This window comes from Nocardia sp. CS682 (assembly GCF_004634405.1).
Taxonomy (GTDB): domain Bacteria; phylum Actinomycetota; class Actinomycetes; order Mycobacteriales; family Mycobacteriaceae; genus Nocardia; species Nocardia ninae.
This window is the reverse complement of sequence record NZ_CP029710.1, coordinates 5,301,749-5,324,972: the sequence shown is the minus strand read 5'-3', so window position 1 is coordinate 5,324,972 and position 23,224 is coordinate 5,301,749. Positions and strand designations below refer to the sequence as shown.

Genomic DNA, 23,224 nt, shown 5'->3' with positions numbered 1-23,224 from the left:
TGGTCATGATGTCTCCTTCCCGGCAGTGCCGTCCTTGACCAAATCGACGTTCTCACCGTCGATTTCGGTGTCGGCGGCACGGTCGAGTTCGGCCGGGTCGGCGACTTCGATGCCCGCGACGGTGATGGCGTCGCCCGGCGCCGAGGCGACCGAGCGCCGGGTACGCAGGATCGGGTTGAGCACTTCGTTGAGGCTCTCGCCGACCAGGGTCATCCCGAGCACCACGAGCACGATGGCGAAACCGGGGAAGATACCGGTCCACCAGATGCCGTTGGAGACGTCGGACAGCGCCTTGTTCAGGTCGTAACCCCACTCGGCGGCCTGGGTCGGCTCGATGCCGAAACCCAGGAAGCCGAGTCCGGCCAGCGTGAGGATGGCCTCGGACCCGTTGAGGGTGACGATCACCGGCAGCGACTGCGTGACGTTGGCGAAGATGTGCCGGAACAGAATTCGCGTGGTGGACGCGCCGGTGACCCGGGCCGCATCCACGTACGGTTCGTTCTTCACCGCGATGGTCGCGTTGCGCACAACCCGAAAGTATTGCGGCACAAAGACGGCCGTGATGGCCACCGCCGCGGACAGCACGCCGCCCAAACTGGTGGACCGGCCGCCCGCGACCACGATGGACACCACGATCGCCAGCAGCAGCGTCGGGAAGGCGTACATCGCGTCCATGAACAGCACCAGCACGCGGTCCAGCCAGCGCCCGACATAGCCGGACAGCAGGCCGAGCGGCACCCCGACGAACAGCGAGAGCACCAGCGAGATCGCGATGACGAACAGTGCGGTGCGGGCACCGAAGATCACCCGGGAGAACACGTCCTCGCCGCGGACCGAGGTACCGAACCAGTGCTCGGCCGACGGCGCCTGCTGCCGCGCGAAATCGACACCGTCCGCGGCGCTTTGGGCGAAGCCGTAGGGCGCGATGAGCGGAGCGAAGATGGCCGCGAGCACGAAGAACCCGACCAGGCTCAGCCCGAAGATCAGCGTCACCCGCTGCAAGCCCGCGGTCATCGAGAACAAGCGCAGACCGGGTATCCCCCGGCGCGCCTTCACGGGCACCGGCGGCGCGATCACCGGTTCGTTCAGCAATTCCGGTGCGGTCATCAGAACCTCACCCTCGGATCAATCAGTGCCACAAGGGCATCCACCAGGAAGCTCATCACCGCGACAACCAGCGCGATGAACGCGACGATGCCCTGCACGGCGATGAAGTCACGCGCCGACAGATACGTCGCGAGCTGATAACCAAGGCCCTTCCATTCGAAGGTGGTCTCGGTCAGCACGGCACCGCCGAGCATCATGGCGATCTGCATGCCCATCACCGTGACGATCGGAATCATCGCGTTGCGGAAGGCATGTCGTCCGGTGACCACCCGCTGCGACAGACCACGCGCCCGCGCGGCGTCCACGTAGTCGGCTCGCAGAGTCTGGATCAGGTTGATCCGCACCAGCCGCAGGAAGATGCCCGCGGTGAGCAGCCCGAGCGCGATCGCGGGCAGCACAGCGTGTTTCAGCACGTCGAGCAGGTAACCCGTGTCGCCGTAGAGGATTCCGTCGATCAACATGATGTTGGTCTTCGGCGAGACATGCTGCAGCTGCAGCTCGACATTGGTGCTGGCCCGGCCCGCCACCGGCAGCCAGCCCAGCTGCACCGCGAAGACCAGCTTCAGCAGCAGGCCGACGAAGAACACCGGCGCCGCGTAGGCCAGGATCGCGAACAGCCGCAGGCCGGTGTCGGTCGGCGAATCACGCCGGGTCGCCGCGTATCTACCGAGCGGAATGCCGACCGCGAAGGCCACGATCAGCGCCCAGAACATCAGCTCCAGCGAGGCGGCGCCGTAGGTCATCACCACTTCGCTGATCTGCCGATTGTCCTGCGACTTACCGAAATCCCCGCTCAGCAGACCGGTGATGTACTCCCAGTACTGCGACAGGATGGGCCGGTTCAGCCCGGCCGCCTCCTTGCGAACCTCGATCTGCTCCTGGGTCATCCGCCCACCCATGGCCGCACTGATCGGGTCACCGGCCACGCGCATCAGGAAGAACACGACAGTGACCAGGATCCACGCGGTCACCGGGATCAGCATCAATCGCACACCCAAGTAGCGCAGCAGGGCGAGCTGGCGCGAATCGCCGCCGCCCTTCCGTGCTCGTGGCACGCCGAAGCGCCGGGCCCGGGCCGGCGCTGGCTTCGTTTCTGGAGCAGCTGTCGTCCCGGGCCCGGCTTCGCCGGATGTCACTTGCTCAGCACCGTGTAACGGAACTTGAACGACGCGTCGAGAGTCTGCTCCACTCCCTGCACGTTCTTACCCGAGACGGCGATCTGCTTGCCGGACAACAGCGGAACGATCGGCAGGTGGTTCTGTGCCAGATCCTGCTGCACGTTCTTGAGGATCTCCATCCGCTTGGTCTTGTCGCGTTCGGTGATCTGGGCGATCAGCTGCGCGGTGACGCCGGGATTCTCGAAGTGCGACTGCAGGAAGTTGTTCGGACCGAAGAACGGGGTCAGGTAGTTGTCCGGGTCCGGAAAGTCCGGGAACCAGCCGAAGTGGTAGAGCGGGTACGAATCGCGCGCCCGTTCCCGCTGGTAGCTCACCCATTCGGTGGACTGCAGGTTCACCCGGAACAGCCCGCTGGCTTCCAGCTGCGACTTGATCGAGGCGTACTCCTCGGAGCTGCTCGAACCGTAGTGGTCCGGGTTGTACTGCAGGTTCAGCTCGACCGGCGTCGCGACGCCCGCGTCGGCGAGGAACTTGGCGGCCTTCTCCTTGCTCGGATCGGCGCCGTAGATCTCCTTGAACGGCTCCGTCGCGCCCGGAACACCCTGCGGCACCGACGAATACGCCGGGGTGTAGGTGTTCTTGTAGATGTTCTTGGCCAGCGCGGCCCGGTCCACCGTGGCGGCGAGCGCCTTGCGCACCGCCAGCTTCTGCTCCGGAGTGCCGCCCGGCATGGTGTTCATGTTGAACACGATGTAGCGCAGCTCGCCACCCGGGCCCTCGTGCACGGTGACCTTGCTGTCGCCGCGCAGGGACTCGATGTCGGTCGGCGTCAGCGACCGGTAGGCAACGTCGAGCGACCCGTTCTGCAGGTCGAGCTTCATGTTGTCGGTGGTGGCGTAGTACTTCGTCGAGACGGTCTTGGTCTTCGGGGTGCCGAGGATCCCGTTGTAATCCGGGTTCGCCTTGTACTCGACCAGCTTGTTCTTGTCGTAGCTCGCGATGGTGTACGGGCCGGAGTAGCCCTTGTTCTTCACCACGTCCTCGTCGGCCATCACCTTGTCCGGCGAGTACACCTTCTCGTCGACGATCGGACCGGCCTGGGTCGGCAGGATCGCCGGGAAGGTCTGATCGTTGGCGACCTTCAGCGTGAAGTTCACGGTGCGGTCGTCCGGGGCCTCGGTCTTCTCGAGGTTGCCGAGCAGCGAGGCGGGCCCGTTCGGGTCATTGATCTTGACCATGCGGTCGAAGGAGAACTTGACGCTCTTGGCGGTCAACGGGTTTCCGTTGGCGAACTTCAGGCCCGGCTTCATGGTGCAGCTGTACACCGTCGGGGTGGTGAACTCGCACTTCTCCGCGGCGTCCGGCTTCGGCGTCGCGTCGCCGGGCGCGAAGTTCAGCACGTACTGGTAGAACTGCGTCTCCGCGACCAGCGAGCCGTTGTCGTAGGCGGCTACCGGGTCGAGCGAGAAGATTTTGTCTGTGGTGCCGGCCAGCAAGCCGCCACCGTCACCACCATCACCGGTCCGGCCGGAACCGCAGCCTGCCAACGACGACGCCACCAGCGTCGCCAGGCCGACGGCCGCGATAGTTCGCGTCCGGGTCCGGCCCCCAGGTGTTCTAGAAACCAACATCAGGGCCCCACTTCTCGAGCGCCGCACCGCGCTGTCCTGGATCGCAGGACAGGTGCGGACGCAATGAACTTCCGATCTGACGGGCACCGTACCCACGAACCATTTCCGGCACGTTGCGTTTTCACAGAAAAAATCACCGGGTCGTTAGCAGGCGTTGCAAATAGTGCACCGAGGGGGCCAGATCACCGGACGAATGTCCAGGAACGCACTGGATCGCCGGTGTGGGCGTCTCGAAGACGCCACGGCACGCAGCCGGACAAGTGCGGTCGTTTACCGCGACGCGCGAAATCGACTCGCCGTGTGCGCTGGGCGAAATCGGCGCGTTTCGATGCACCGGATGGTGGTTCGTACCAAGGGGGAAGAGACCGGGCCGAGATAGGCGGCTGGGTGTCGCAGATACCGACAACGGGGCAGTGCGAGGGCTACAGGAAGAGTCATCCGGGGTCGTACGGACCGACGACGGACGCCTGATGACGGGCGACGCATACGGGGGGGCGGGCCCACGCTGCAATGTCCGTCGGCAATGGTGTGCCATGAGGAGGACGGCCGTCCCGCCCGGCGATGGACACGGTTCCGGACGACCCAAGGACCGACTACGACGGCACAGCCTGAATCACCAGCATGAAAGTAAAGCTTCATCCGCAAGGCGCAGGCCCGGACTTTTCCGGGCCGCCCAAGACCTACGGACGACTCAGCGCACTCGCATTCGCGTTCTCGCCCAGCAGCAGCGCCTCCGGTTGCCCGGTGAGCATGCCTTCGAGCACGTTCTTACCGATGGCCGCCTCGGTGGGCAGGGCGATCGGATAGTTGCCGTCGAAGCAGGCGCAGCACAGCCGCGAGCGGGGCTGCTCGGTGGCGGCGATCATGCCCTCGGTGGAGATGTAGCCGAGGGTGTCGGCGCCGATGGAACGGCGCACGCCCTCCACCATCTCGTCGAAGCTGCCTTCGGCACCCGACCCGTTGGCGATCAGTTCGGCGGGCGAGGCGAAGTCGATGCCGTAGAAGCACGGCCACTTGACCGGCGGCGAGGCGATCCGGACATGGATCTCCAGCGCGCCTGCTTCGCGCAGCATGCGGATGAGCGCGCGCTGGGTGTTGCCGCGGACGATCGAGTCGTCCACCACGATGAGCCGCTTGCCGCGGATGACCTCGCGCAGCGGGTTGAGCTTTAGTCGGATGCCGAGCTGACGGATGGTCTGGCTCGGCTGGATGAAGGTGCGCCCGACGTAAGCGTTCTTCATCAGGCCTTGGCCATAGGGCACGCCGGAACCTTGGGCGTAGCCGACCGCGGCCGGGGTGCCGGATTCGGGCACCGGGATCACCAGATCCGCGTCGACCGGATGCTCTTTGGCGAGCAGACGCCCGATCTCGACGCGGGTGGCGTGCACCGAGCGGCCCGAGATGGTGCTGTCCGGCCTGGCCAGGTAGACGAACTCGAAGACGCAGCCCTTGGGTTCGGGATTGGCGAAGCGCATCGAGCGCACGCCGTCGGCGTCGATCGCCAGCAGTTCGCCGGGCTCGATCTCCCGGACGAACGCTGCCCCGACGATGTCGAGTGCTGCGGTTTCGCTGGCAACAACCCAGCCACGGTCCAGCCTGCCCAGGCACAGCGGGCGGACGCCGTGCGGGTCCCGCGCGGCGTAGAGCGTGTGCTCGTCCATGAAGGTCAGGCAGAACGCGCCCTTCAAGGTCGGCAGCAGCTCCATCGCCGCCTGCTCGATGCTGGAGTCGGCGGAGGCGTGCGCCAGCAGCGCGGTGATCACATCGGAGTCCGACGTCGCGGCGATCGGCTGCGGGCGGCCGTTGGCCACCGTCGCACCGATGAGCCCCAGTTCCCTTGCGCGGCCTGCCAATTCGGCGGTGTTGACGAGATTGCCGTTGTGGCCCAAGGCAAGTCCGGAACCCACCGAGGTGGTCCGGAAGATCGGCTGGGCATTTTCCCAGGTCACGCCGCCGGTGGTGGAGTAGCGGCAGTGCCCGACGGCGATGTGGCCCGGCATGGCGGCCAGCGTCTGCTCGTCGAACACCTGGCTGACCAAGCCGAGATCCTTGAAGACCAAGATCTGCGAACCGTCGGATACCGCGATGCCCGCCGCCTCCTGCCCGCGGTGTTGCAGCGCGTACAAGCCGTAGTACGTGAGCTTCGCCACGTCCTCGCTCGGCGCCCAGACTCCGAACACGCCACACTCTTCGCGTGGCTCGTTCTCGTCCTGATCGGGGGTGGCGGAAGTAGCGTCAACCGGCAGTTCGGCGTTGGTCACCGTTTGCTCCCTGTTCGGGCGGGCTGGGGGCACGTTTCATTCTACGGGTGAAACTTCGATCGCGATCACCGCCACCGCATACCAGTAGCAATCCGGCGTGGCGCAGCGGCCGGGGAATCCGGCGACGGTAGCTGTTACGGTGCGATCCGTGACGACTACCGACAGCGCGGATTCAGGCAGCGGGGCGGGATCGAACACCGGGGGCACCGCGCCGCAGCGCAGGCCATGGGCGCGGCTGGTGCTGTTTCCCATCGGCGTGCTGACGCTGCTGACGGCGTTGCTCGGCATCATGTATCTGGATTACGTCGTCGATCCGGAGAAGAATCTGCACGATTTCCCCATCGCCCTGGTGAATCAAGATGTGGGCGATGTCATCAAAAAAGCCGACAGTCAGCAGCAGGTGAATTTCGGGAACCAGATCACCGAGGCGCTGGAGAAGGGCGTGCCCGCCGACAAGGTCGACCTGCGGGTGATCAGCATCAGCGAGGCCGAGCGGCAGATGCAGTCCGGCGAGGTCTACGGCGCGCTGGTCATCCCGAGCGATTTCAGCAAGCGCCTCGGCATCCTCGGTGTCGGCAGCGTGATTCCCGGTGACATGGAACGCCCGATCATCACCCTGCAGACCAACCCGCGCACCGGCGCGTTCGGCACCCAGATCGTGCTGCGGGTGGGCAACCAGGCGCTGACCGAGGTGAACAAGCAGGTCGGCAAGCAGCTCACCGATCAGGTGACCGAGCAGCTGAAGCCGCAGGCCGATGCACCGCCCGGGCCCGAGCTGTCCGGCGCGGCGCGGGTCGCGCTCGCCGATCCGGTGAAAGTGGTTGTCCAGCAGTACCATCCGCTGCCCGACGGCACCGGCCAAGGATTGAGCGCGTTCTTCTACGCATTGCTGTTGCTGCTCGCCGGGGTGGTCGGCGCGATGGTCATCCACACCATGATCGACGCCCAGCTCGGCTTCATCCCGACCGAGTACGGGCCGTGGTACGTGCACTATCCGCCGACGCCCATCTCCCGTTTCCGCACCTTGTTGATCAAGTGGGGCGTGATGGTCGTGACCGCGAACATCGTCTCGGCGGTCTTCCTGATCGTCGGCAAGATCCTGGACATGCCGATCGATCATCCGCTGGCGCTGTTCCTCTACAGCGCGCTCGCCATGATCGCCGTCGGCGTCACCGGCCTGTCCACGCTGGCCGCGATCGGTTCGGCGGGCCTGCTGGTGAACCTGATCCTGTTCATCATCCTGGGCCTGCCCTCCTCCGGCGGCACCGTGCCGATCGAGGCGACGCCGCAGTACTTCGGCTGGCTGGCCTCCTTCGAACCGATGCACCAGGTGTTCCTCGGCATCCGCGCCATCCTCTACTTCGACGCCAACTTCGAATCGGGCCTGGCCCGTGGCGTCTGGATGGCCGTGGCGGGCCTCGCGATCGGCTTGGCCTTCGGTGCCGTCATCACCCGCTTCTACGACCGCAAGGGCCTGCACCGCAGCAACCGCGTCGCGGCCTGATCAGGGGGATCCGCACTCGCTCGCCAGGTCCGCACTCGCTGCGGGCTTTAGAGCGGGTGCGGATCCCGCGAAAGCGTGCTGGGTCAGTCTTCGGCTGGGCGGGCGATGGGGAGCCAACGGGCAACTTCGGTCGCGCGGCTGCCCGAGGCGGTGAGGGTTCCGGAGTCGAGGGCGGTGGTGAAGTCCAGCAGACCGGTCGCCAGCAGCAGCCAGGTGCGCGGGTCGGTTTCGACGACATTCGGCGGCGTGCCCCTGGTGTGCCGAGGACCTTCGATGCACTGCACCGCGACGAACGGCGGGACCCGCACCTCCACTGAATGCCCGGGAGCCGCAGCCGCCAAAGTGCGCGCGGTCGTGCGGACCGCCGCCGCGAGTTCGGTGCGCGCGGGCGCGTCCACCGAGTCGTCGCGCAGCCACGCACGCACCGCATCCACCGCCGACCGCAGCTCGGCCGGACTCACCGATTGTCGAGCCACGTAGCCGAGATTACCGGTCGAGTCCGCGGCGGATGGCCCGCTCCACCGGCGAGTACGCCCCGTCCGGCCGATCCAGTACGCAGGGGCCGCGCGACAGCAGCGGCGGCTGCGCCAGGAAACGCGCCGACGTGCCCCGATGTCGTTGCGCGGCGTGCACCAGGAAGGGGTGGCAGAGGTAGACGTCGCCGGCCCGGCCGGTGGCCACCGCCTCGGGCAGGTCGGCGGTCGCCTGCACGTACGGGATCTGCCCCAGTTCCGCGCCCGCCGCTCCGAACGGTGCCAGCAGGGCGGGCACCCGACGGTGCGACCCGACCCGGATGCGGGTCGGCGCGTCGTCGACGCCGATGTCGGAGAACAGGAACAGCATCAGCAGTGCGCGGCCTTGCGACCACAGATTCACCCGCCAGGTGAAGTAGTCGGTGGGGTCGTCACCGGGGAAACTGACGTCGATATGCCAGCCGTCGTCGCCGGGCGGGCCGCCGACCGGAAAGCGAACCGGGAAGGTGCCGAGGCTGTTTCGCGGCAGCCAGCGGCCTCGGCCGACGAGCTGATCGAACGCCTCCGTCAAGGCCGGTGCGGTGGCAGCGCGCGCGAAAGGTTCGTCGGCGAAGTCGCCGAGCCGGATCACCGGTTGCGTCCAGGTCGAGCGATCGCCGGGGTCGCAGCCGGTCGCGCGCCACAAAATCGCCCGGCCCGCAGCCGCCACTTCACTCGGAAACGCCTGCTCCACTTTGACGAAGCCATCGGCGATGAAGGATTCGATCTGGGTGTCGTCGAGCATGAGGTCCTTTCGTCGCCCCAACGATGGCCGAGCGCGGGCACGTATCGCCACCGAATTTCGCCCCGCCGCAGCGGCACCCAACCGGACCGAACCACACGCGGAGACCAGGCGAAACGTGGAAAGTCTTGCGCGGCTGCACTGCTCCCTATCGTCGATGTCTCGGCAATGCCGCATGTGGCGAATACGCTGCGACGGTGACTGTGCAGGAAGTCCAGTTCGCCGCAGCCTTGGCTCGGGCTATCGCCGAAGACCTCAGAGCGCATCCGCCCGCGGGTGCGCTCGTGCGCGTCGTGATCCGCTGGTTCGAGGAGGACGACCCGCTGAACTTCGGCGTCCATGCGCTCGGCTCCGCGCAACGAGCCGACGTTGCGCCGGAAGACGCGTGGTATCCCCTGGAGTGGGCGAACCTCGAAGACGAAGATGCGCGATTCGAGCGCCTATCCGAACATCCCGACGTGCAGCGGACCGGAGCAGCATTCGCCGCCGCGTATCAGGCGGGCACCTTGGAGCCGGTCGGAGACGACGCATGGCTGCCTGCACCGGCCATCCTCGACGCCATCCGCCGTCTCCCCGCGGAACTACAGGCGGTGGGACTACCGCTCGACGACGACTTCGCGGCGGCGGCAGCACATTTCGAGGGCATGGGACCACTCGCTGTACTCCAGCAGCTCGCCGCCCCGCACGTTCTTGCCGCTTTGGCGGCACGCGGCGAGATGCCGACCGAGTAGCACTCTGGGTGCCCGAGCCGCTATCCACCGGTTTCGAGACGACCCGCCGCAGTGCGCGAATCGCGCAAAAGGCTTGCGCGGCCGCGCTGCTCGCTCCTACCGTAAGTAAGTAATTACTTACAGGAGTGCGGATGGCTGACTCGACGCGGGAACGGGTCATGGCGGCGGCGTTGCGGCTGTTCGGGGAGCAGGGGTTCGCCCGGACCACCGTGACGCAGATCGAGCGGGCCGCGGGACTCTCGGGTGGGTCCGGGGCGATGTACCGGCATTTCCGGTCCAAGGACGAGTTGCTGGTCGAGGCGGTGCGGTCGCGGCTGACCGAGCGGGGCGAATGGGCGTCGTTCCTCGACCCGGATTTCTCCGTGCTGGCCTGGCTGGAGACGCTCGAGCCGCAGGGGTCGACGGTCGACAAGCTGACCATGCTGTTCCGGATCGGCCTGGCCAGGCTCGAGCACGACCGCGATGTGAACCGAATCCTGATGCGCGACAATTCGATCGGGACCGACGTGCTCGAGGTGTTCCGCCGCGAGGAGTACCTGGTGTTCGTCTCGGCGGTACTGCGCGGACTGGTCGAACTCACGGGTCCGCAACGGCAGGAACAGGATTGGGAGGCCGCAGCGGCGGTGCTCGTCGGCGCGGTCGCGCACTACTGGCTCATCAGCGACACCTTCGGCGGCGACCATCCCACCGCGGTCGACCCGGACCGCTATCTGCGCTCCATCGCCGAGATGGTCGTCGCCCGGCTGGGGTGGGCAGGCACACAGGGAGAGGGAACAGCATGAAAACACACGTCACGGTGATCGGCGGCGGACTGGCCGGCCTGACCGCGGCCATCGCACTGGCCGAGGCGGGCGCGGCTGTGCGCCTGTACGAGGCACACCACACCCTCGGCGGCCGCGGCCGGGCCACCGCGCCACCGTATGTCGCACACGACGGCGCGCATGTCTTCTACGCCGACGGCCCGCACTACACCTGGCTGAAGGACCATGGATTCGTCAGCGATCTGGGTTGGCCCCGCGTCGGGGACTGGGCGCGGGCGGGCTTCCGGGTCGACGGCCGGGTGCGCGCGCTACCGCCGATCGGGATGCTGCGTGCCCAGGCACGTGGCAGGCTGCGGGCCCCGGTCGATCAGGACTTCCGCGGCTGGGCCTCGGCCCGCTGGGGCGAGGTCACCGCCGAGCAACTGGCCAACGCGATCAGCGTGGTGACCTATGACGCCGACACCGGCCGTCTGTCCGCGGCCTTCGTATGGGAGCTGTGCCAGCGCGTCTTCGGGCCGAATGTTCCCGCGGTGCGCTGGGTACGCGGCGGCTGGCAACGCGTCATCGGCCGAATGGCCGAGCGCGCAACGGAACTCGGTGTCACCATCGAGACCGGCGCGCGGGTCGACCAGCTGCCGACCGACGGGCCGGTGCTGGTCGCCACCGAATTGAGCTCCGCCAGAATGCTGCTCGGCGACGACAGCCTCCAGTGGACCAGCGGTCAGTGCGCACTGCTCGACATCGCCGTCACCGCGTCGCGCGGCGACCGGACCCTGGTGTTCGATCTGGACGAGGGCGGGTTCCACGAGAGCTACACCATGCAGGACGACACCATCGCGCCGCCGGGTGAATCGCTGTTCCAACTCCAAATGCCCACCCGTACCGGCGAATCCCCCGGCGACACGCAACTGCGGCTCGGCAAGTTCGCCGACACCGTCCTGCCCGGTTGGCGTGACCGCACCACATTCCACCGCACCGGGGCCGCGAAGGGCCGCACCGGCGCACTCGACCTCCCCGGTCAGACCTGGCGCGATCGGCCCGCCATCGACCGCGGCAACGACGTCTACCTGATCGGCGACCAAGTCGCCGCCCCGGGGATGCGTGGCGAAATCGCGATCAACAGCGCGCTGCAAGCGGCCCACCGAGCGGCGATATCGGCCACGAAGACCGGAGCTTGACCACTCGGGGCATGCCGAAAAGGCCGGGTTATGGCCCGGCCCTTCGGTTTCGGATCGATCAGACGGATTGCTTCGGGGTGGCACGCATACCGACGTAGCAGACCTCGGTGCCGTCGGCGAGGGTGGCGAAGACGACGGGCATGTAGTCCTCGCTGAACGACGGGCCCGCACCGGAGGCGGCGAACACCGTCTCGGCGACCGGGGTGAGCTCCATGCTCAGCGGCGGGGACATGTCCTTCATCTCGTCCACGAATTCGTACAGCATGTGCGCCGAGCCGTCGTCGCGCTTGCTGACCGTGACGACGACGCCCGCGCGGCGATAGGTGCCGACGAACGGTGCGATATCCACCTGGACCGGCGGATCCGCGGGCGCGAAGGCCGCCGGCATCCGCACCCCGGCCAGCTCGGCGAGCAGTTCCCGGAACAGCGCGGCGTAGAGCTGGCGTGCGCCACCACCATTGGTGAGCAGCGCGACGGCGACACCCGCCTCGGGGATGGCTCGCAGGTAGGCGTACTGGCCGATCGCGGCGCCGTCGTGACCGAAGCCCTTGATGCCGTCCCAGTCGTACAGGGTCCAGCCCAGGCCCCAGCCGTCCGCGCTGACGGTCCACTTGTCCGGCACGTCGACCTCCCGCTGCTGCATCGCCGCAACGATTTCCGGCGACATCACCACGGTGCCGTCGGCGGCGCGGCCACCCTCGAGGTGCATCCTGGCGAACCGCACCATGTCGCCCGCGGAGCTGATGATCCGGGCCGCGGGAGCGACCGAGCGCGGCATGATGTCCCACTGCGGCGCGGGATCCGGGTATTGCCCCGGCTCGCCCAGGTGGCTCATCGCGACACGGAACCGCAGTGCCTGCTCCGGCAGCGTCATCAGATGGTCGAGACCCAGTGGGGTGGCGAGCAGGTCCTGCACGGCCTCGTCGAAAGTCTTGCCGGTCAGTACCTCGATGACCCGGCCGAGCACCACGAAACCGAGTCCGCCGTAGGACGTCCCGGAACCCGGCTTGCAGTCGAGCGCCACTTCCCTTGCGGCCCGGACGTATTCGGCGAGGCAGTTGTCACCGCGGCCGCCGTCGTAGTTGAAGTCGTTGGTCACGCCGCCGGTGTGGCTGAGCAACTGCCGGACGGTGATGGTCTCGGTGGCTTCCGCGTCCGGCGTGGCGAACTCGGGCAGCACGTCGACGACGGGTGCGTCGAGATCGAGTTTGCCCTGGTCGACCAGTCGCATGATCATCGTGGCGGTGTAGACCTTGGCGACCGAGCCGCAGAGGAACACCGAGTCGGGGGTGACCTGCACCCCCGTACCGCGATGCAGGACGCCACTGGCGAGTTCGTAGACCTTGCCGTCGACCAGGATCGCCAGCGCCGCACCCGGCACGTGGTGGGTGGCCCGGAGTTCGTCGAGCCGCCGCTGCCAGCGTGCAACGGAGAAATCCCGCCCTGTCGAATCGGTGCTGCCCCAGTCCCCCTGCGCCTTCCAGTCACCCTCGGCGCCCCAGCTCACGGTGTTCGACATTGTGCTCTCCTGCTCTGAATCCAGTCGGCGTGTACGCCGTTCTCCTGTTGCGAACACTGTACGCATGAAGGAACGTTGTGCGCAACTGCGCATAATGTTCGCCCGTTCCAGCAGCAAGAGGGGCCATGCAGAAGTCGCATCATGGTGTGGAAGGAGCCGGCCTGCCGAACGACTTCCCGCAGCCACCCGAATGGCGTTGAGCCGGTCTACTTTTCGGCAGTTCCGAGCAGCCGGGCCAGGCGAGGCGCGACAGCGCCACCCGCATTGGTGGCCAGGTGCAGCATGGCCGGTGCCGTGATACTTCCGGTACGGCGGCGCAACCAGCCGAGCGCGAAACCACCCGCAGCCGTGGCAGCCACGGCGACCGGGACACTGTCACCCGCGGCACGGGCCGGGTGCACATGCCAGAGTCCGAAGATCAACGCACCGAATACCGATCCGACACGAGAACCGAAGACGTTGTCCAGCAACGGTTCCAAGGTGGCTCGAAAGATCATCTCTTCGCCGTAGACGGTGCCGATCGGGATATGCACGACGATCCATTCGGCGGCGTCGACCTCCGGCCCGCGATCGATGAACTCGCGCAACCCTTTCCGCAGCGATGGAATCGCCAGTGCCACCCCGTAACCGGCGGCGACCAGCGCGGCGGACACCGCTCCGTACCGAAAGCCCTTCGCAGACCACCACTTCGGCTCACCGCGAAAGGCGACGGCATAGGCGGTAGCGAACCCGGCATTGGCGGCGGTCCGGCCGCGCACACCGAGCCCGAGCCCGGGCAGCACCCAGTTGCTCCACGCCAGGGGCATTGCCACGGCGACAACGGTTTCCGGAACTCTACTCACTTGATCTTCCGCTCGAAGTCCTCGGTGGCCTCGATCTCGGCCCTGATCCGGTCGGACAGGCCCGCGTTCCAATCCGGCGGCGCGGCGATGGCCGCCCACCCGTCGAGCACCAGGCTGCCGTAGCGATGCCCATGCCCGTCGGTGACGCCCTGCGCATTGGTGAGGTCGGCGGCGACCTGCCAGAAGGTGACGAACGGCCACCAGCGCATCTGCGAGGATACGTCCGCGCCGCGCGGCTCGGACAGCCAATCCGGTTGGGAGAAGATCAGATCCGTGGACCACCAGACGATCGGATCCGACGCGTGCTGCAGATAGGCGATCCGCGGTGGCCGCCACTCGGTGGACGGTCGCGCGAGATCGGCACTGTCGGAGGCGAATCGCACCACCAACCCGTCTGCGTACACCGGCTGGACCTCCCGCGAGCCTGGATCGCGCCGCGAAACGAACTGCTGCCATAGTCGATTCGAGTTCGGCGGGCCCACCCACAGCGCGCCGTCCACCTTCGTCCGCAGATCGGCCAGCCCGTCGAAGGCCGCCTCGGAGCCCTGCGAGCCCAGGCTCTCCCCGTACACCAGCAGCTTGGGGCGCTGCTCCCGTGGCCGCGCGCTCCAGTGCCGGTAGATCGCGTCGAACATGGCCCGGCCCGCGGTCATCGCTTTGCCTCGGTCCGCCAGGAACGACAGCACGCTGGGCAGGTACGAATACTGCGAGGCGACGATCGCACTGTCCCCGCCGTACATGTACTCGATCGCGCCCGCCGCCATGGCGTTCACCCAGCCGGTGCCGGTGGTCGTCATCACCACGAGCACCTTCCGATCGAACGCGCCGGTGCGCTCGAGCTCCGCGGCGGCCAGTTCCGCCGGATCCTCGTCTCCCTTGGCCGATTCCAGCCCCACGTAGGCGCGGATCGGTTCGCGGGCCGGCTTGCCGGTCACCTCGCCGATCTTGCTCGCGGTCGGCCCGTGCGAGACGAACCACCGCCCCTCGTACCCGAGGGTCTCCCATTTCGCCAGCGAGGCGGGGCTGCCCGAGCGTTCGGGCTGCACCGGCTGGATCGCGTTCGCCGAGGTGTGATCGTTGCGCACGCTGAACGCGGAGTTGGCCACGGCGAAGAACGCGCGCGAGGCCACACCGTTGAAGATGGTCACGGCCAGCAGGACGAGCACGAGGAATCCGGCGGCGGGCGCGAGCTCGCGCGGCACCCGCACCCACTGGTTGAGCAGCCGGGCGAAGAACCGGATGATCTCGCGCACCGTCCGATACACCGAGACCACCGCCACACCGACCGCCAGACTCAGCAGACCCGTGCGCAGGTAGGCGGGCGTCGTGGTGCCTTCCATGCCCATCAACGCGGTGATCTCGCGCTGCCAGCGCGCCGACTGCACCAGCATCAGCGCCGCACTCAGCGCGGCGGTGAACAGGATCGCGGACTTCACCGCGTAGCGGACCCAGGTCGGCGGCGGCGGAATCCTGGTCAGCCGCGGCCGCACCCAGAGGCGGAACAGCCACTCCAGCACACAGCCGACGCCGTACCCGAGCGCTGCGTTGATCCCGCTGATCAGCCCCTGGAACAGCCAGTCACGCGGCAGCAGCGACGGCGTCACCGACAGGGCGAAGAACACCGTCGCGACGACCAGCCCGACATAGTTCAGATCGATGATGTCTTCCGCGCGCCGCACGATGACGACGCCGCGCGCACGCAGCTTCGTCATGGTGGAGGCGGGCACGAGCACGAGACTCAGCGCGCGCCGAGTTCGGGCGCGGGCGGGTCCGTTGCGATCATCACCGCAACAGTATGGCGGGCGACCCACGGATATTTCTGACACGGTAGGCCGACGCGGCGTCGACCAGGGCGGCCTGGTCGTCCGACTCCGAAGATCGGGCGCGCAACGCGACGCCGGCACGGCGTCACCCACCGCGATCGGCAACTACCCAGACCGCTCGAGTAGTTGTACGCGGTTGCGCGCGTGCGCGTGTCGGCAGACTTCGTAGCTATGAGCACTCCCAACGCACAGTCGAAGACCACCTCGGCCTTCATCGCGCAAGCGGCGATCGCGTTCGGTGTCAGCTTTCTCGGGGCGGGCATCGGAATCTGTTATCTCCCACTGGACATGTGGCAGCGCGGCTTCCTCGCGATGTCGCTGCTGTTCCTGGTGACCAGCACCTTCACCTTGGCGAAGGTGGTGCGTGACCAGCACGAGGCCGCGACCGTTCACGGTCGCATCGATCAGGCACGGTTGGAAAAGCTGCTCGCAGAGCACGATCCGTTCAACACCGTGACCTGACGACGCACCTGGGCGGGCCTTGTGCACGAGGGGTCCCGGCCCGCCCAGGTCCGCGTCCTATTTCAGCGAGCGTTCGCGAACCGCCGACGCTTCCAAGTAGTTTCGGATCCGATCCGAGAGCTCCGCCGACCAGTCCGGCGGCTCGGCGAGCGCGGCCCAGGCATCGAGCACCAGCGTGCCGTAGCGATGCCCGTGCCCATCGTTGACGCCCTGCGCGTTCGGCAGATCCGCGGCCACCTGCCAGAAGGTGACGATCGGATACCACGCCATGGTCGGCGACACGTCCGCGCCGCGCGGTTCGCGCAGCCAATCCGGTTCGGTGAACAGCAGATCCGGCGACCACCAGACCACCGGGTCCGAGGCGTGTTGCAGGTAGGCGATGCGCGGGGTGAGCCAGGTGCTCGACGGCCGCCACAGGTCGCCGCGGCCGTCGGCGAACCGCACCACCAGACCGTCGGCGTAGGTCGGCAACACCTCGGGTGAGCCGGGGTCGCGGCGGGCCACGAACTCGCCCCACAGCCGGTTCGAGTTGGGCGGCCCGACCCACAGCACCCCGTCGGATTTGGTCCGCAGGTCGGACAGGCCGGTGAACGCGCCCTCCGAACCCTGCGAGCCGAGGCTCTCGCCGTAGACGAGCAGTTTCGGACGCGCCTGCGCCGGACGGGCCGACCAGTGCTCATACACCTTGTCGAACACCAGCTTTCCCATCCGGGTCGCCTTCTCCTTGTCCGAGAGGAACGACAGCACGCTGGGCAGGTACGAGTACTGGGTGGCGACGATCGCGGTGTCGCCGCCGTACATCAGCTCGACGGATTCGGCGCTGGTCGAGTCGACCCAGCCGGTGCCCGTCGTGGTCACTACAACCAGCGCCTTGCGGTCGAAGGCGCCGGTGCGCTCCAGCTCGGCGGCGGCCAGCTCGGCCTGCGCCTCCGGCCCGTCCGCCGATTCCAGGCCGGTGTACACCCGGATGGGTTCGCGCGCGGGTTTGCCGGTGACCCTGGCGATGTCGTCGGCGCTCGGCACGTAGGAGACGAACCAGCGGCCCTCCGAGCCGAGGGTCTCCCACTTGGCCAGCGAACTCGGACTGCCGGACCGTTCCGGCAGCTGCGGCTGGGTGGCATTGGGCGAGGTGTGGCTGTTGCGCACGCTGAACGCCGAATTGGCCGCCGCGAAAAAGGCTTTGGCCAGCACGCCGTTGAACAGCGTGACGGCGAGGATGGTGACGATCAGGGCACCGATCGGCAGCGCGAACTGGCGCGGAATGTGCACCCGCGCGGTCAATTCGCCCGCGACCCACCTGATCAGCCACCGGACTGCGCGGAACACCCCGATCACGAGCGCGATTACGGCAGCACTCAGCGCGCCGGTGCGCAGAAAGCCTGTGGTCGTGATGTCGTCCATGCCCATCAGCGCGGTGATCTCGCGCTGCCACCGGGCCGACTGCACCAGCATCACGATCGCGACGACCACGCAGCCGAGCAGCACGGCCACCTTGATCGCACTGGGCAACCAGGTGGGCAGGTCGGCCACTACCTTTGTCACGGAAGCGGGTAGCTGCACCCGCGGCCGAATCCACCTGCGGTAAGCCCACTCCAGCAGACACCCGACGCCGTAGCCGATGGCCGCGTTGACCCCGCCGATGAGCCCTTCGAACAGCCAATCCCGCGGCAGCAGCGACGGCGTCAGCGACAGCGAGAAGAACAGCGTGGCAACGACCACCCCGAACAGCGAAAACGACAACTGATTTCGCACGAACATGGGTAACTCGCCGGGTACCAGCTGACCCGGCCGGATCCCGACCGCCGGACGCCGACGCTCCGGGCCCCGCACCTAGGCCTGGCCTGAATACGCGGAGAGGCGGGGGAGCATCAGATGGCGCTTGCCCCGAACAACTTCGGCAGCGTGCCTTCGTGCGCGGCCCGCAGCTCGTCCATGGGGACGGTGAACTGTCCTTGCACCTCAACCGAGTCCGTACCCTGATCGACCACGCCGATGCGCACCCACGGCAATTCGCGGGCGGTGCACATCTTGGTGAACCGGGTCTCCTCCGAGCGCGGCACCGCGACGAGCACGCGGCCCGCCGACTCGGAGAACAGCGTCACGAACGGATCGGCGTTTTCGGGAAGCAGGATGCGGCAACCGGTTTCGCCGGCCAGCGCGGCCTCGACGACGGTCTGGATGAGCCCGCCCTCCGAAAGGTCGTGTGCGGCACTGATCATGCCATCGCGCGATCCCGCGGTGAGCACCTCGGCCAGCAACTGCTCGCGGGCGAAGTCGACCGTGGGCGGCACGCCGCCGAGGTGGTCGTGCACGACCTGAGACCAGATGGAGCCGCCGAATTCGTCGCGGGTGTCGCCGAGCAGGATCAGCGTCTCTCCCGGCTCCAGGCCCAGCCCGGTCGGGATGCGCCGGTGCACGTCGTCGATGACGCCGAGCACGCCGACCACCGGGGTCGGCAGGATGGCGGTCTGCCCGGTCTGGTTGTAGAAGCTCACGTTGCCGCCGGTGACCGGAATGCCCAGCGCCACACAACCGTCCGCGAGACCGCGGACCGCCTGCTGGAACTGCCACATCACGCCGGGATCCTCGGGCGAACCGAAGTTGAGGCAGTTGGTGACGGCCTTCGGGGTGGCGCCGGTGGTGGCGACATTGCGGTAGGCCTCGGCCAGCGCGAGCTGCGCGCCGGTGTACGGGTCCAGCTTGGTGTAGCGGCCGGACGCGTCGGTGGCCAGCGCGATGCCGCGGCCGGTCTGCTCATCGATCCGGATGACACCGGCGTCGGCGTGCTCGGCGAGCACGGTGTTGCCGCGCACGTACCGGTCGTACTGCTCGGTGATCCACTTGCGGCTGCACAGCTGCGGGCTGGCCAGCATCTGCAGCAGCGTCGCGCGCAGTTCGTCGCCGGTCTTCGGGCGGGTCAGCTTGTCGGTGCTGTCGGCGATCAGCGCGTCCTGCTCGTCCGGGCGCCGCACCGGGCGCTCGTAGACCGGGCCCTCGTGCGCGACGGTGCGCGGCGGCACGTCGACCACGGTCTCGCCGTGCCAGGTGACGATCAGCCGGTCACCGTCGGTGACCTCGCCGATCACCGTGGCCAGGGTGTCCCACTTGCGGCACACCGCCATGAACGCGTCCACGTTCTCGGGGGTGACCACCGCGCACATGCGCTCCTGCGATTCGCTGGAGAGCACCTCGGCGGGGGTCATCCCGGTGGCCCGCATCGGCACCCGGTCCAGCTCGATGCGCATGCCGCCGTCGCCCGCGGCGGCCAGTTCGGAAGTGGCACAGGACAGTCCGGCACCGCCGAGGTCCTGGATGCCGACCACCAGCTTGGCCGCGTACAGCTCGAGACAGCACTCGATGAGCACCTTCTCGGTGAACGGATCGCCGACCTGCACGCTGGGCAACTTCTTGCGGCCGGTGCCCGACTCGTCGCCGGAGAAGGTGTCCGAGGCGAGCACGGAGACACCGCCGATGCCGTCGAGGCCGGTGCGCGCGCCGAACAGAATGATCTTGTTACCGGTGCCGGAGGCGAAGGCCAGGTGCAGGTCCTCGACCCGCATCACGCCCGCGCACAGCGCGTTCACCAGCGGATTGCCTTGGTAGGACGGGTCGAACACGGTCTCGCCGCCGACGTTGGGCAGGCCGAGCGAGTTGCCGTAACCACCGACGCCGCGCACCACGCCGTCGACCACGCGCCTGGTATCGGCAGCGTCCGCCGCGCCGAAGCGCAGCTGATCCATCACCGCGATCGGGCGGGCGCCCATCGCCATGATGTCGCGCACGATGCCGCCGACGCCGGTCGCGGCGCCCTGATACGGCTCGACATAGGACGGGTGGTTGTGGCTCTCGACCTTGAAGGTGACCGCCCAGCCGTCGCCGACGTCGACGACGCCGGCGTTCTCCCCGATGCCCGCGAGCATCGACGCGCGCATCTGCTCGGTGGTGGTCTCGCCGAAGTAGCGCAGATGCACCTTCGACGACTTGTAGGAGCAGTGCTCGCTCCACATCACCGAGTACATCGCCAGTTCGGCGTCGGTCGGCCGACGGCCGAGGATTTCCTTGATGCGCGCGTACTCGTCGTCCTTCAAACCCAGCTCTTTATAGGGTTGCGGCACATCAGGAGTTGCTGCGGCTGCGCTGACGGTGTCGACCTGCGAAGTCACGGGGTGCAGCGTCCTTTCGACATGATCGGGCGCGCTGCGCGGTTACGCTGCGCTACCTCCTCCGCGCCTGACCCGACCATGTCAGGGGTCCTTTCGGGCCGGGAGCGCGAAGCTGGGGATTCGCCTGGAAGTTTAGCCGTGACCGTTGACGGGCACCGGGCCGCATGGGCCCCACGCCCGGTTCGCCGGAATCTTGTGCGCCGGGTCACAGGCCGCAGGGGCCACCGTGCGCGCCGACGAGGGTCACACACCGGCCACGGATACGCTGGGCCCCGTGAACGAACGATCGGGGGTTGCGGATTCCGCTGAGCCGGTTGCCTCGAAGAACCCGAACGCCACCTCGACGGCGCGCGTCCCGTTGTCGCGTGCGCAGCTGCGCTGGCTGCTGATCGCGGTCGGCCTGTTCGCCGCGTCCGCGGCGCTGTCGCTACTGGCGCACTGGTGGTCCGGCTACATCGATCTACAGGTGTACCGCAACGGTGCCCGGGTCTGGCTCGACGACGGCGAACTGTACGGGCCGATGCCGCCGGTCGCCGGTATCGGCTTGCCGTTCACCTATCCCCCGCTGGCCGCGCTGTTCTTCGCACCGCTGGCGCTGATTCCGCTGCCGGTGGCCGAGGTGCTCGTCCTGGTGACCTCGCTGGCGAGCCTGGCCGTCACGCTGCGGGTGGTGCTCGCGCGGATCCGGCCCGAGCTGTCCCGGGTCACCGCATGGACGATCGTCATCGGCGCGGTCGCCCTGCTGCAGACGTTCGAACCGCTGCGCCAGACCTTCGGCTTCGGCCAGATCAACCTGGTGCTGATGGCCGCGATCACGCTGGACTGCCTGGTGCGCAAGCCGTTCTGGCCGCGCGGCATGCTGATCGGCATCGCGGTGTCGGTGAAGCTGATTCCCGGCGGATACCTGCTGTACTTCCTGCTGCGCAAGGACTGGAAGGCGGCGGGCACGCTGGTCGTCTCCGCGATCGGCGCGGTGGGGCTGGGTTTCCTGCTGTTCCCGAGTGATTCGGCCGAGTACTGGTTCCACACGCTCGCCGACACCGGCCGGATCGGCCCGCCGTATTTCGCGGGCAACCAGTCGATCAAGGGCATGGTGTTCCGGCTCGGCGTCGCCGACTCGGTGGCCACCATGCTGTGGATCACGCTGTCACTGGTGGCGGTCGCGCTGGCCGCCGTCTGGATGCGCAGGCTGATCGACACGGGTGCGACAGTGGCCGCGCTGATGGTGAATGCCGCGGTGGTGCTGCTGGTTTCGCCGGTCTCCTGGTCGCACCACTGGGTGTGGATCGCGCCCGCGCTGGTAGTGACGGCGGACGCGATCGCGCGCGGCAGGCGCGACGGATCCGCGCGCGAGCGCGGCGCCTGGAACACGCGCAGCCCACTGTTCCTCGGCTCCGTCGGCGCCATGAGCATCATGTTCCTCATCGGACCGCAGTGGCTGCTGCCGCACTCCGCGGACAAGGAACTCGGCTGGGCCTGGTGGCAGCAGCTCATCGGCAGCAGCTATGTGCTCGCCACCCTCGCGGTGTTCGTGGTCGCGGTGGCGACCTATCACCCCGTGACGGCGGGTGTCAGGAAGGCGGCCAGCGCCGCGGCGTAGGCCGGAACATCGGCGGCGCCCATTATTTCGCGCGCCGAATGCATGGCCAGCTGAGCCGCGCCGACGTCGACCGTCGTCATGCCGGTGCCCGCGGCCGTCATCGGGCCGATGGTCGATCCGCACGGCAGATCGGCGCGATGTACGTAGCGCTGCAACGGAACTCCCGCCTGTTCGCAGGCCAGCGCGAACGCGCCCGCACCCGCCGCGTCGGTGGCGTAGCGCAGGTTCTGGTTGACCTTGAGCACCGGCCCACCGTTCACCTGGATGCGGTGCGCGGGCTCGTGCCGCTCCGGGTAGTTGGGGTGCGTCGCGTGCGCCATGTCGCCGGAGGCGCAGATCGACCCGGCCAGGGCGGCGAAGAATTCGCCTCGATCGCCGCCGCGGGACAGCACGATCCGCTCCAGCACCGTCGGCAGCAGGTCAGACTGCGCGCCGCGATCGGACTGGCTGCCGACCTCCTCGTGGTCGAAGGTGGCGAACACGGGAATGGCCGCGCCGGGCTCGGCGACCGCGGCGAGGAAGGCCTGCAGGCCCGCGTAACAGGTGCCCTGGTTGTCCAGCCGCGGCGCGCTGACCAGGTCCTGGTCGCGGCCGACGAGCCGGCTCGGTGTCAGGTCGTGGGTCATCAGTTCCCAGCCGAGCACCGCGTCCGGGTCGAGCTCGGCCTGCTCCGCGACGAACGCCAGGAAGGAGCGTGGTTCGCGGCCGACACCCCACACCGCGTTCACGTGCCGCTGCGGGTCCAGCGTGACGCCCTTGCGGTCGTCGGAGAGATGGATGGCCAGCTGGGGCACCCGCAGGATCGGTTCGTCGATGCGAACCAGCTGCTCGCGCACGGTGTTTCCGTCGCGCACGCTGAGCCGCCCGGACAGGCCGAGCTCGCGATCCAGCCAGGAATTGAGCCAGGCGCCGCCGTAGGGTTCCAGGCCGACCAGCTGCCAGCCCGCCGACGTCAGATCGGGGTGCTGCTTTACCCGCAGGTTCGGGCTGTCGGTGTGCGCGCCGACCACCCGGAACGGTGTCACCCCCGCGGCGTCGGCCGTCGCCCAAGCGATCAACGAGCCGCCGCGCACCACGTAATGCTTGCTCGAGCCGTCTGCGGGCCACGGCGCCGACTCGTCCAGCCGGGTGAAGCCGTTGGCGTCCAGCTCGTCGGCCACCGTGACGCAGACGTGGAAGGGCGAGGGCGACGCGTCGATGAACGCGCACAATCCGGTGGCCGAAGCGGCGGTCGTGGAAACGGGCATGCTCGCGATCTTAGGGGGCGCCG

The 23,224-nt window shown here is 68.0% G+C and carries 18 protein-coding genes; 6 read left to right on the top strand and 12 right to left on the bottom strand.

From position 1 onward, the window contains the following. Positions 1 to 3 precede the first annotated feature (3 nt). From DMB37_RS24080 to purF, 4 genes are all read right to left on the bottom strand, one after another. Positions 4 to 1,014: an ABC transporter permease gene (locus DMB37_RS24080; RefSeq protein WP_135237797.1), complete on the bottom strand. Its 1,011-nt coding sequence runs from the start codon at positions 1,012 to 1,014 to the stop codon at positions 4 to 6. Between the two features lie 92 nt (positions 1,015 to 1,106). After that, positions 1,107 to 2,117, bottom strand: a complete 1,011-nt coding sequence (locus DMB37_RS24075) for an ABC transporter permease (RefSeq protein ID WP_255508400.1) — start codon at positions 2,115 to 2,117, stop codon at positions 1,107 to 1,109. A gap of 122 nt (positions 2,118 to 2,239) precedes the next feature. Further along, on the bottom strand, positions 2,240 to 3,856 hold the full coding sequence (locus DMB37_RS24070) for an ABC transporter substrate-binding protein (protein WP_135234630.1): 1,617 nt from the start codon (positions 3,854 to 3,856) through the stop codon (positions 2,240 to 2,242). Between the two features lie 680 nt (positions 3,857 to 4,536). Continuing rightward, complete coding sequence (gene purF, locus DMB37_RS24065; RefSeq protein ID WP_135234629.1) at positions 4,537 to 6,117, bottom strand: amidophosphoribosyltransferase; 1,581 nt, start codon at positions 6,115 to 6,117, stop codon at positions 4,537 to 4,539. A gap of 235 nt (positions 6,118 to 6,352) precedes the next feature. On the opposite strand from purF, the gene DMB37_RS24060 reads away from it, so the two are divergent. Further along, complete coding sequence (locus DMB37_RS24060) at positions 6,353 to 7,621, top strand: YhgE/Pip domain-containing protein (protein WP_135237795.1); 1,269 nt, start codon at positions 6,353 to 6,355, stop codon at positions 7,619 to 7,621. Positions 7,622 to 7,704: 83 nt separating this feature from the next. Here the strand turns inward: DMB37_RS24060 and DMB37_RS24055 are convergent, their stop codons facing one another. Beyond that, a complete protein-coding gene (locus DMB37_RS24055) occupies positions 7,705 to 8,097 on the bottom strand; it encodes a sterol carrier family protein (RefSeq protein ID WP_135234628.1) in 393 nt (130 codons plus the stop codon). Between the two features lie 10 nt (positions 8,098 to 8,107). Then, positions 8,108 to 8,878: a phytanoyl-CoA dioxygenase family protein gene (locus DMB37_RS24050; RefSeq protein ID WP_135234627.1), complete on the bottom strand. Its 771-nt coding sequence runs from the start codon at positions 8,876 to 8,878 to the stop codon at positions 8,108 to 8,110. A gap of 194 nt (positions 8,879 to 9,072) precedes the next feature. Here DMB37_RS24050 and DMB37_RS24045 point away from each other — a divergent pair, with 194 nt between their 5' ends. From DMB37_RS24045 to DMB37_RS24035, 3 genes are all read left to right on the top strand, one after another. Then, positions 9,073 to 9,606, top strand: a complete 534-nt coding sequence (locus DMB37_RS24045; RefSeq protein WP_135234626.1) for a hypothetical protein — start codon at positions 9,073 to 9,075, stop codon at positions 9,604 to 9,606. 131 nt (positions 9,607 to 9,737) lie between these two features. Beyond that, positions 9,738 to 10,388 carry a TetR/AcrR family transcriptional regulator gene (locus DMB37_RS24040; protein WP_135234625.1) on the top strand — a complete coding sequence of 217 codons (651 nt, stop codon included), beginning with the start codon at positions 9,738 to 9,740 and terminating at the stop codon, positions 10,386 to 10,388. Then, on the top strand, positions 10,385 to 11,545 hold the full coding sequence (locus DMB37_RS24035) for an FAD-dependent oxidoreductase (protein ID WP_135234624.1): 1,161 nt from the start codon (positions 10,385 to 10,387) through the stop codon (positions 11,543 to 11,545). The genes DMB37_RS24040 and DMB37_RS24035 overlap by 4 nt, the downstream gene beginning before the upstream one ends. A 58-nt stretch (positions 11,546 to 11,603) precedes the next feature. On the opposite strand, the gene DMB37_RS24030 is transcribed toward DMB37_RS24035, so the two are convergent. The 3 genes from DMB37_RS24030 to DMB37_RS24020 all read right to left on the bottom strand — a co-directional run bounded on the left by DMB37_RS24030 (position 11,604) and on the right by DMB37_RS24020 (position 15,618). After that, positions 11,604 to 13,064 carry a serine hydrolase gene (locus DMB37_RS24030; RefSeq protein WP_135234623.1) on the bottom strand — a complete coding sequence of 487 codons (1,461 nt, stop codon included), beginning with the start codon at positions 13,062 to 13,064 and terminating at the stop codon, positions 11,604 to 11,606. 206 nt (positions 13,065 to 13,270) lie between these two features. Then, positions 13,271 to 13,870, bottom strand: coding sequence for a CPBP family intramembrane glutamic endopeptidase (locus tag DMB37_RS24025; RefSeq protein ID WP_240772569.1), 600 nt, complete (start codon positions 13,868 to 13,870; stop codon positions 13,271 to 13,273). Between the two features lie 32 nt (positions 13,871 to 13,902). After that, positions 13,903 to 15,618, bottom strand: a complete 1,716-nt coding sequence (locus DMB37_RS24020) for an alpha/beta-hydrolase family protein (RefSeq protein ID WP_135237794.1) — start codon at positions 15,616 to 15,618, stop codon at positions 13,903 to 13,905. Positions 15,619 to 15,900: 282 nt separating this feature from the next. Between DMB37_RS24020 and DMB37_RS24015 the strand changes: the two genes are divergently transcribed. Further along, on the top strand, positions 15,901 to 16,191 hold the full coding sequence (locus tag DMB37_RS24015) for a YiaA/YiaB family inner membrane protein (protein ID WP_107653970.1): 291 nt from the start codon (positions 15,901 to 15,903) through the stop codon (positions 16,189 to 16,191). Positions 16,192 to 16,248: 57 nt separating this feature from the next. On the opposite strand, the gene DMB37_RS24010 is transcribed toward DMB37_RS24015, so the two are convergent. Beyond that, a complete protein-coding gene (locus tag DMB37_RS24010; RefSeq protein WP_135234621.1) occupies positions 16,249 to 17,949 on the bottom strand; it encodes an alpha/beta-hydrolase family protein in 1,701 nt (566 codons plus the stop codon). Positions 17,950 to 18,059: 110 nt separating this feature from the next. Then, entirely contained in the window at positions 18,060 to 20,354 is a 2,295-nt protein-coding gene (gene purL / locus DMB37_RS24005) for a phosphoribosylformylglycinamidine synthase subunit PurL (protein WP_135234620.1), read from the bottom strand. 274 nt (positions 20,355 to 20,628) lie between these two features. On the opposite strand from purL, the gene DMB37_RS24000 reads away from it, so the two are divergent. Beyond that, positions 20,629 to 21,954, top strand: coding sequence for a glycosyltransferase 87 family protein (locus tag DMB37_RS24000; protein ID WP_135234619.1), 1,326 nt, complete (start codon positions 20,629 to 20,631; stop codon positions 21,952 to 21,954). Here the strand turns inward: DMB37_RS24000 and DMB37_RS23995 are convergent. After that, positions 21,906 to 23,201, bottom strand: coding sequence for a M18 family aminopeptidase (locus DMB37_RS23995; protein WP_135234618.1), 1,296 nt, complete (start codon positions 23,199 to 23,201; stop codon positions 21,906 to 21,908). The genes DMB37_RS24000 and DMB37_RS23995 overlap by 49 nt on opposite strands. Between the last annotated feature and the right edge of the window lie 23 nt (positions 23,202 to 23,224).

Bases quoted from the DNA above. Each gene is read 5' to 3' on its own strand.
- DMB37_RS24080 (WP_135237797.1), bottom strand. From the start codon at position 1,014: ATGACCGCGGGCTTGCAGCGGGTGACGCTGATCTTCGGGCTGAGCCTG.
- DMB37_RS24070 (WP_135234630.1), bottom strand. From the start codon at position 3,856: ATGTTGGTTTCTAGAACACCTGGGGGCCGGACCCGGACGCGAACTATC.
- DMB37_RS24050 (WP_135234627.1), bottom strand. From the start codon at position 8,878: ATGCTCGACGACACCCAGATCGAATCCTTCATCGCCGATGGCTTCGTC.
- DMB37_RS24040 (WP_135234625.1), top strand. From the start codon at position 9,738: ATGGCTGACTCGACGCGGGAACGGGTCATGGCGGCGGCGTTGCGGCTG.
- DMB37_RS24035 (WP_135234624.1), top strand. From the start codon at position 10,385: ATGAAAACACACGTCACGGTGATCGGCGGCGGACTGGCCGGCCTGACC.
- DMB37_RS24030 (WP_135234623.1), bottom strand. From the start codon at position 13,064: ATGTCGAACACCGTGAGCTGGGGCGCCGAGGGTGACTGGAAGGCGCAG.
- DMB37_RS24025 (WP_240772569.1), bottom strand. From the start codon at position 13,870: ATGCCCCTGGCGTGGAGCAACTGGGTGCTGCCCGGGCTCGGGCTCGGT.
- DMB37_RS24020 (WP_135237794.1), bottom strand. From the start codon at position 15,618: ATGACGAAGCTGCGTGCGCGCGGCGTCGTCATCGTGCGGCGCGCGGAA.
- DMB37_RS24015 (WP_107653970.1), top strand. From the start codon at position 15,901: ATGAGCACTCCCAACGCACAGTCGAAGACCACCTCGGCCTTCATCGCG.
- DMB37_RS24010 (WP_135234621.1), bottom strand. From the start codon at position 17,949: ATGTTCGTGCGAAATCAGTTGTCGTTTTCGCTGTTCGGGGTGGTCGTT.
- DMB37_RS23995 (WP_135234618.1), bottom strand. From the start codon at position 23,201: ATGCCCGTTTCCACGACCGCCGCTTCGGCCACCGGATTGTGCGCGTTC.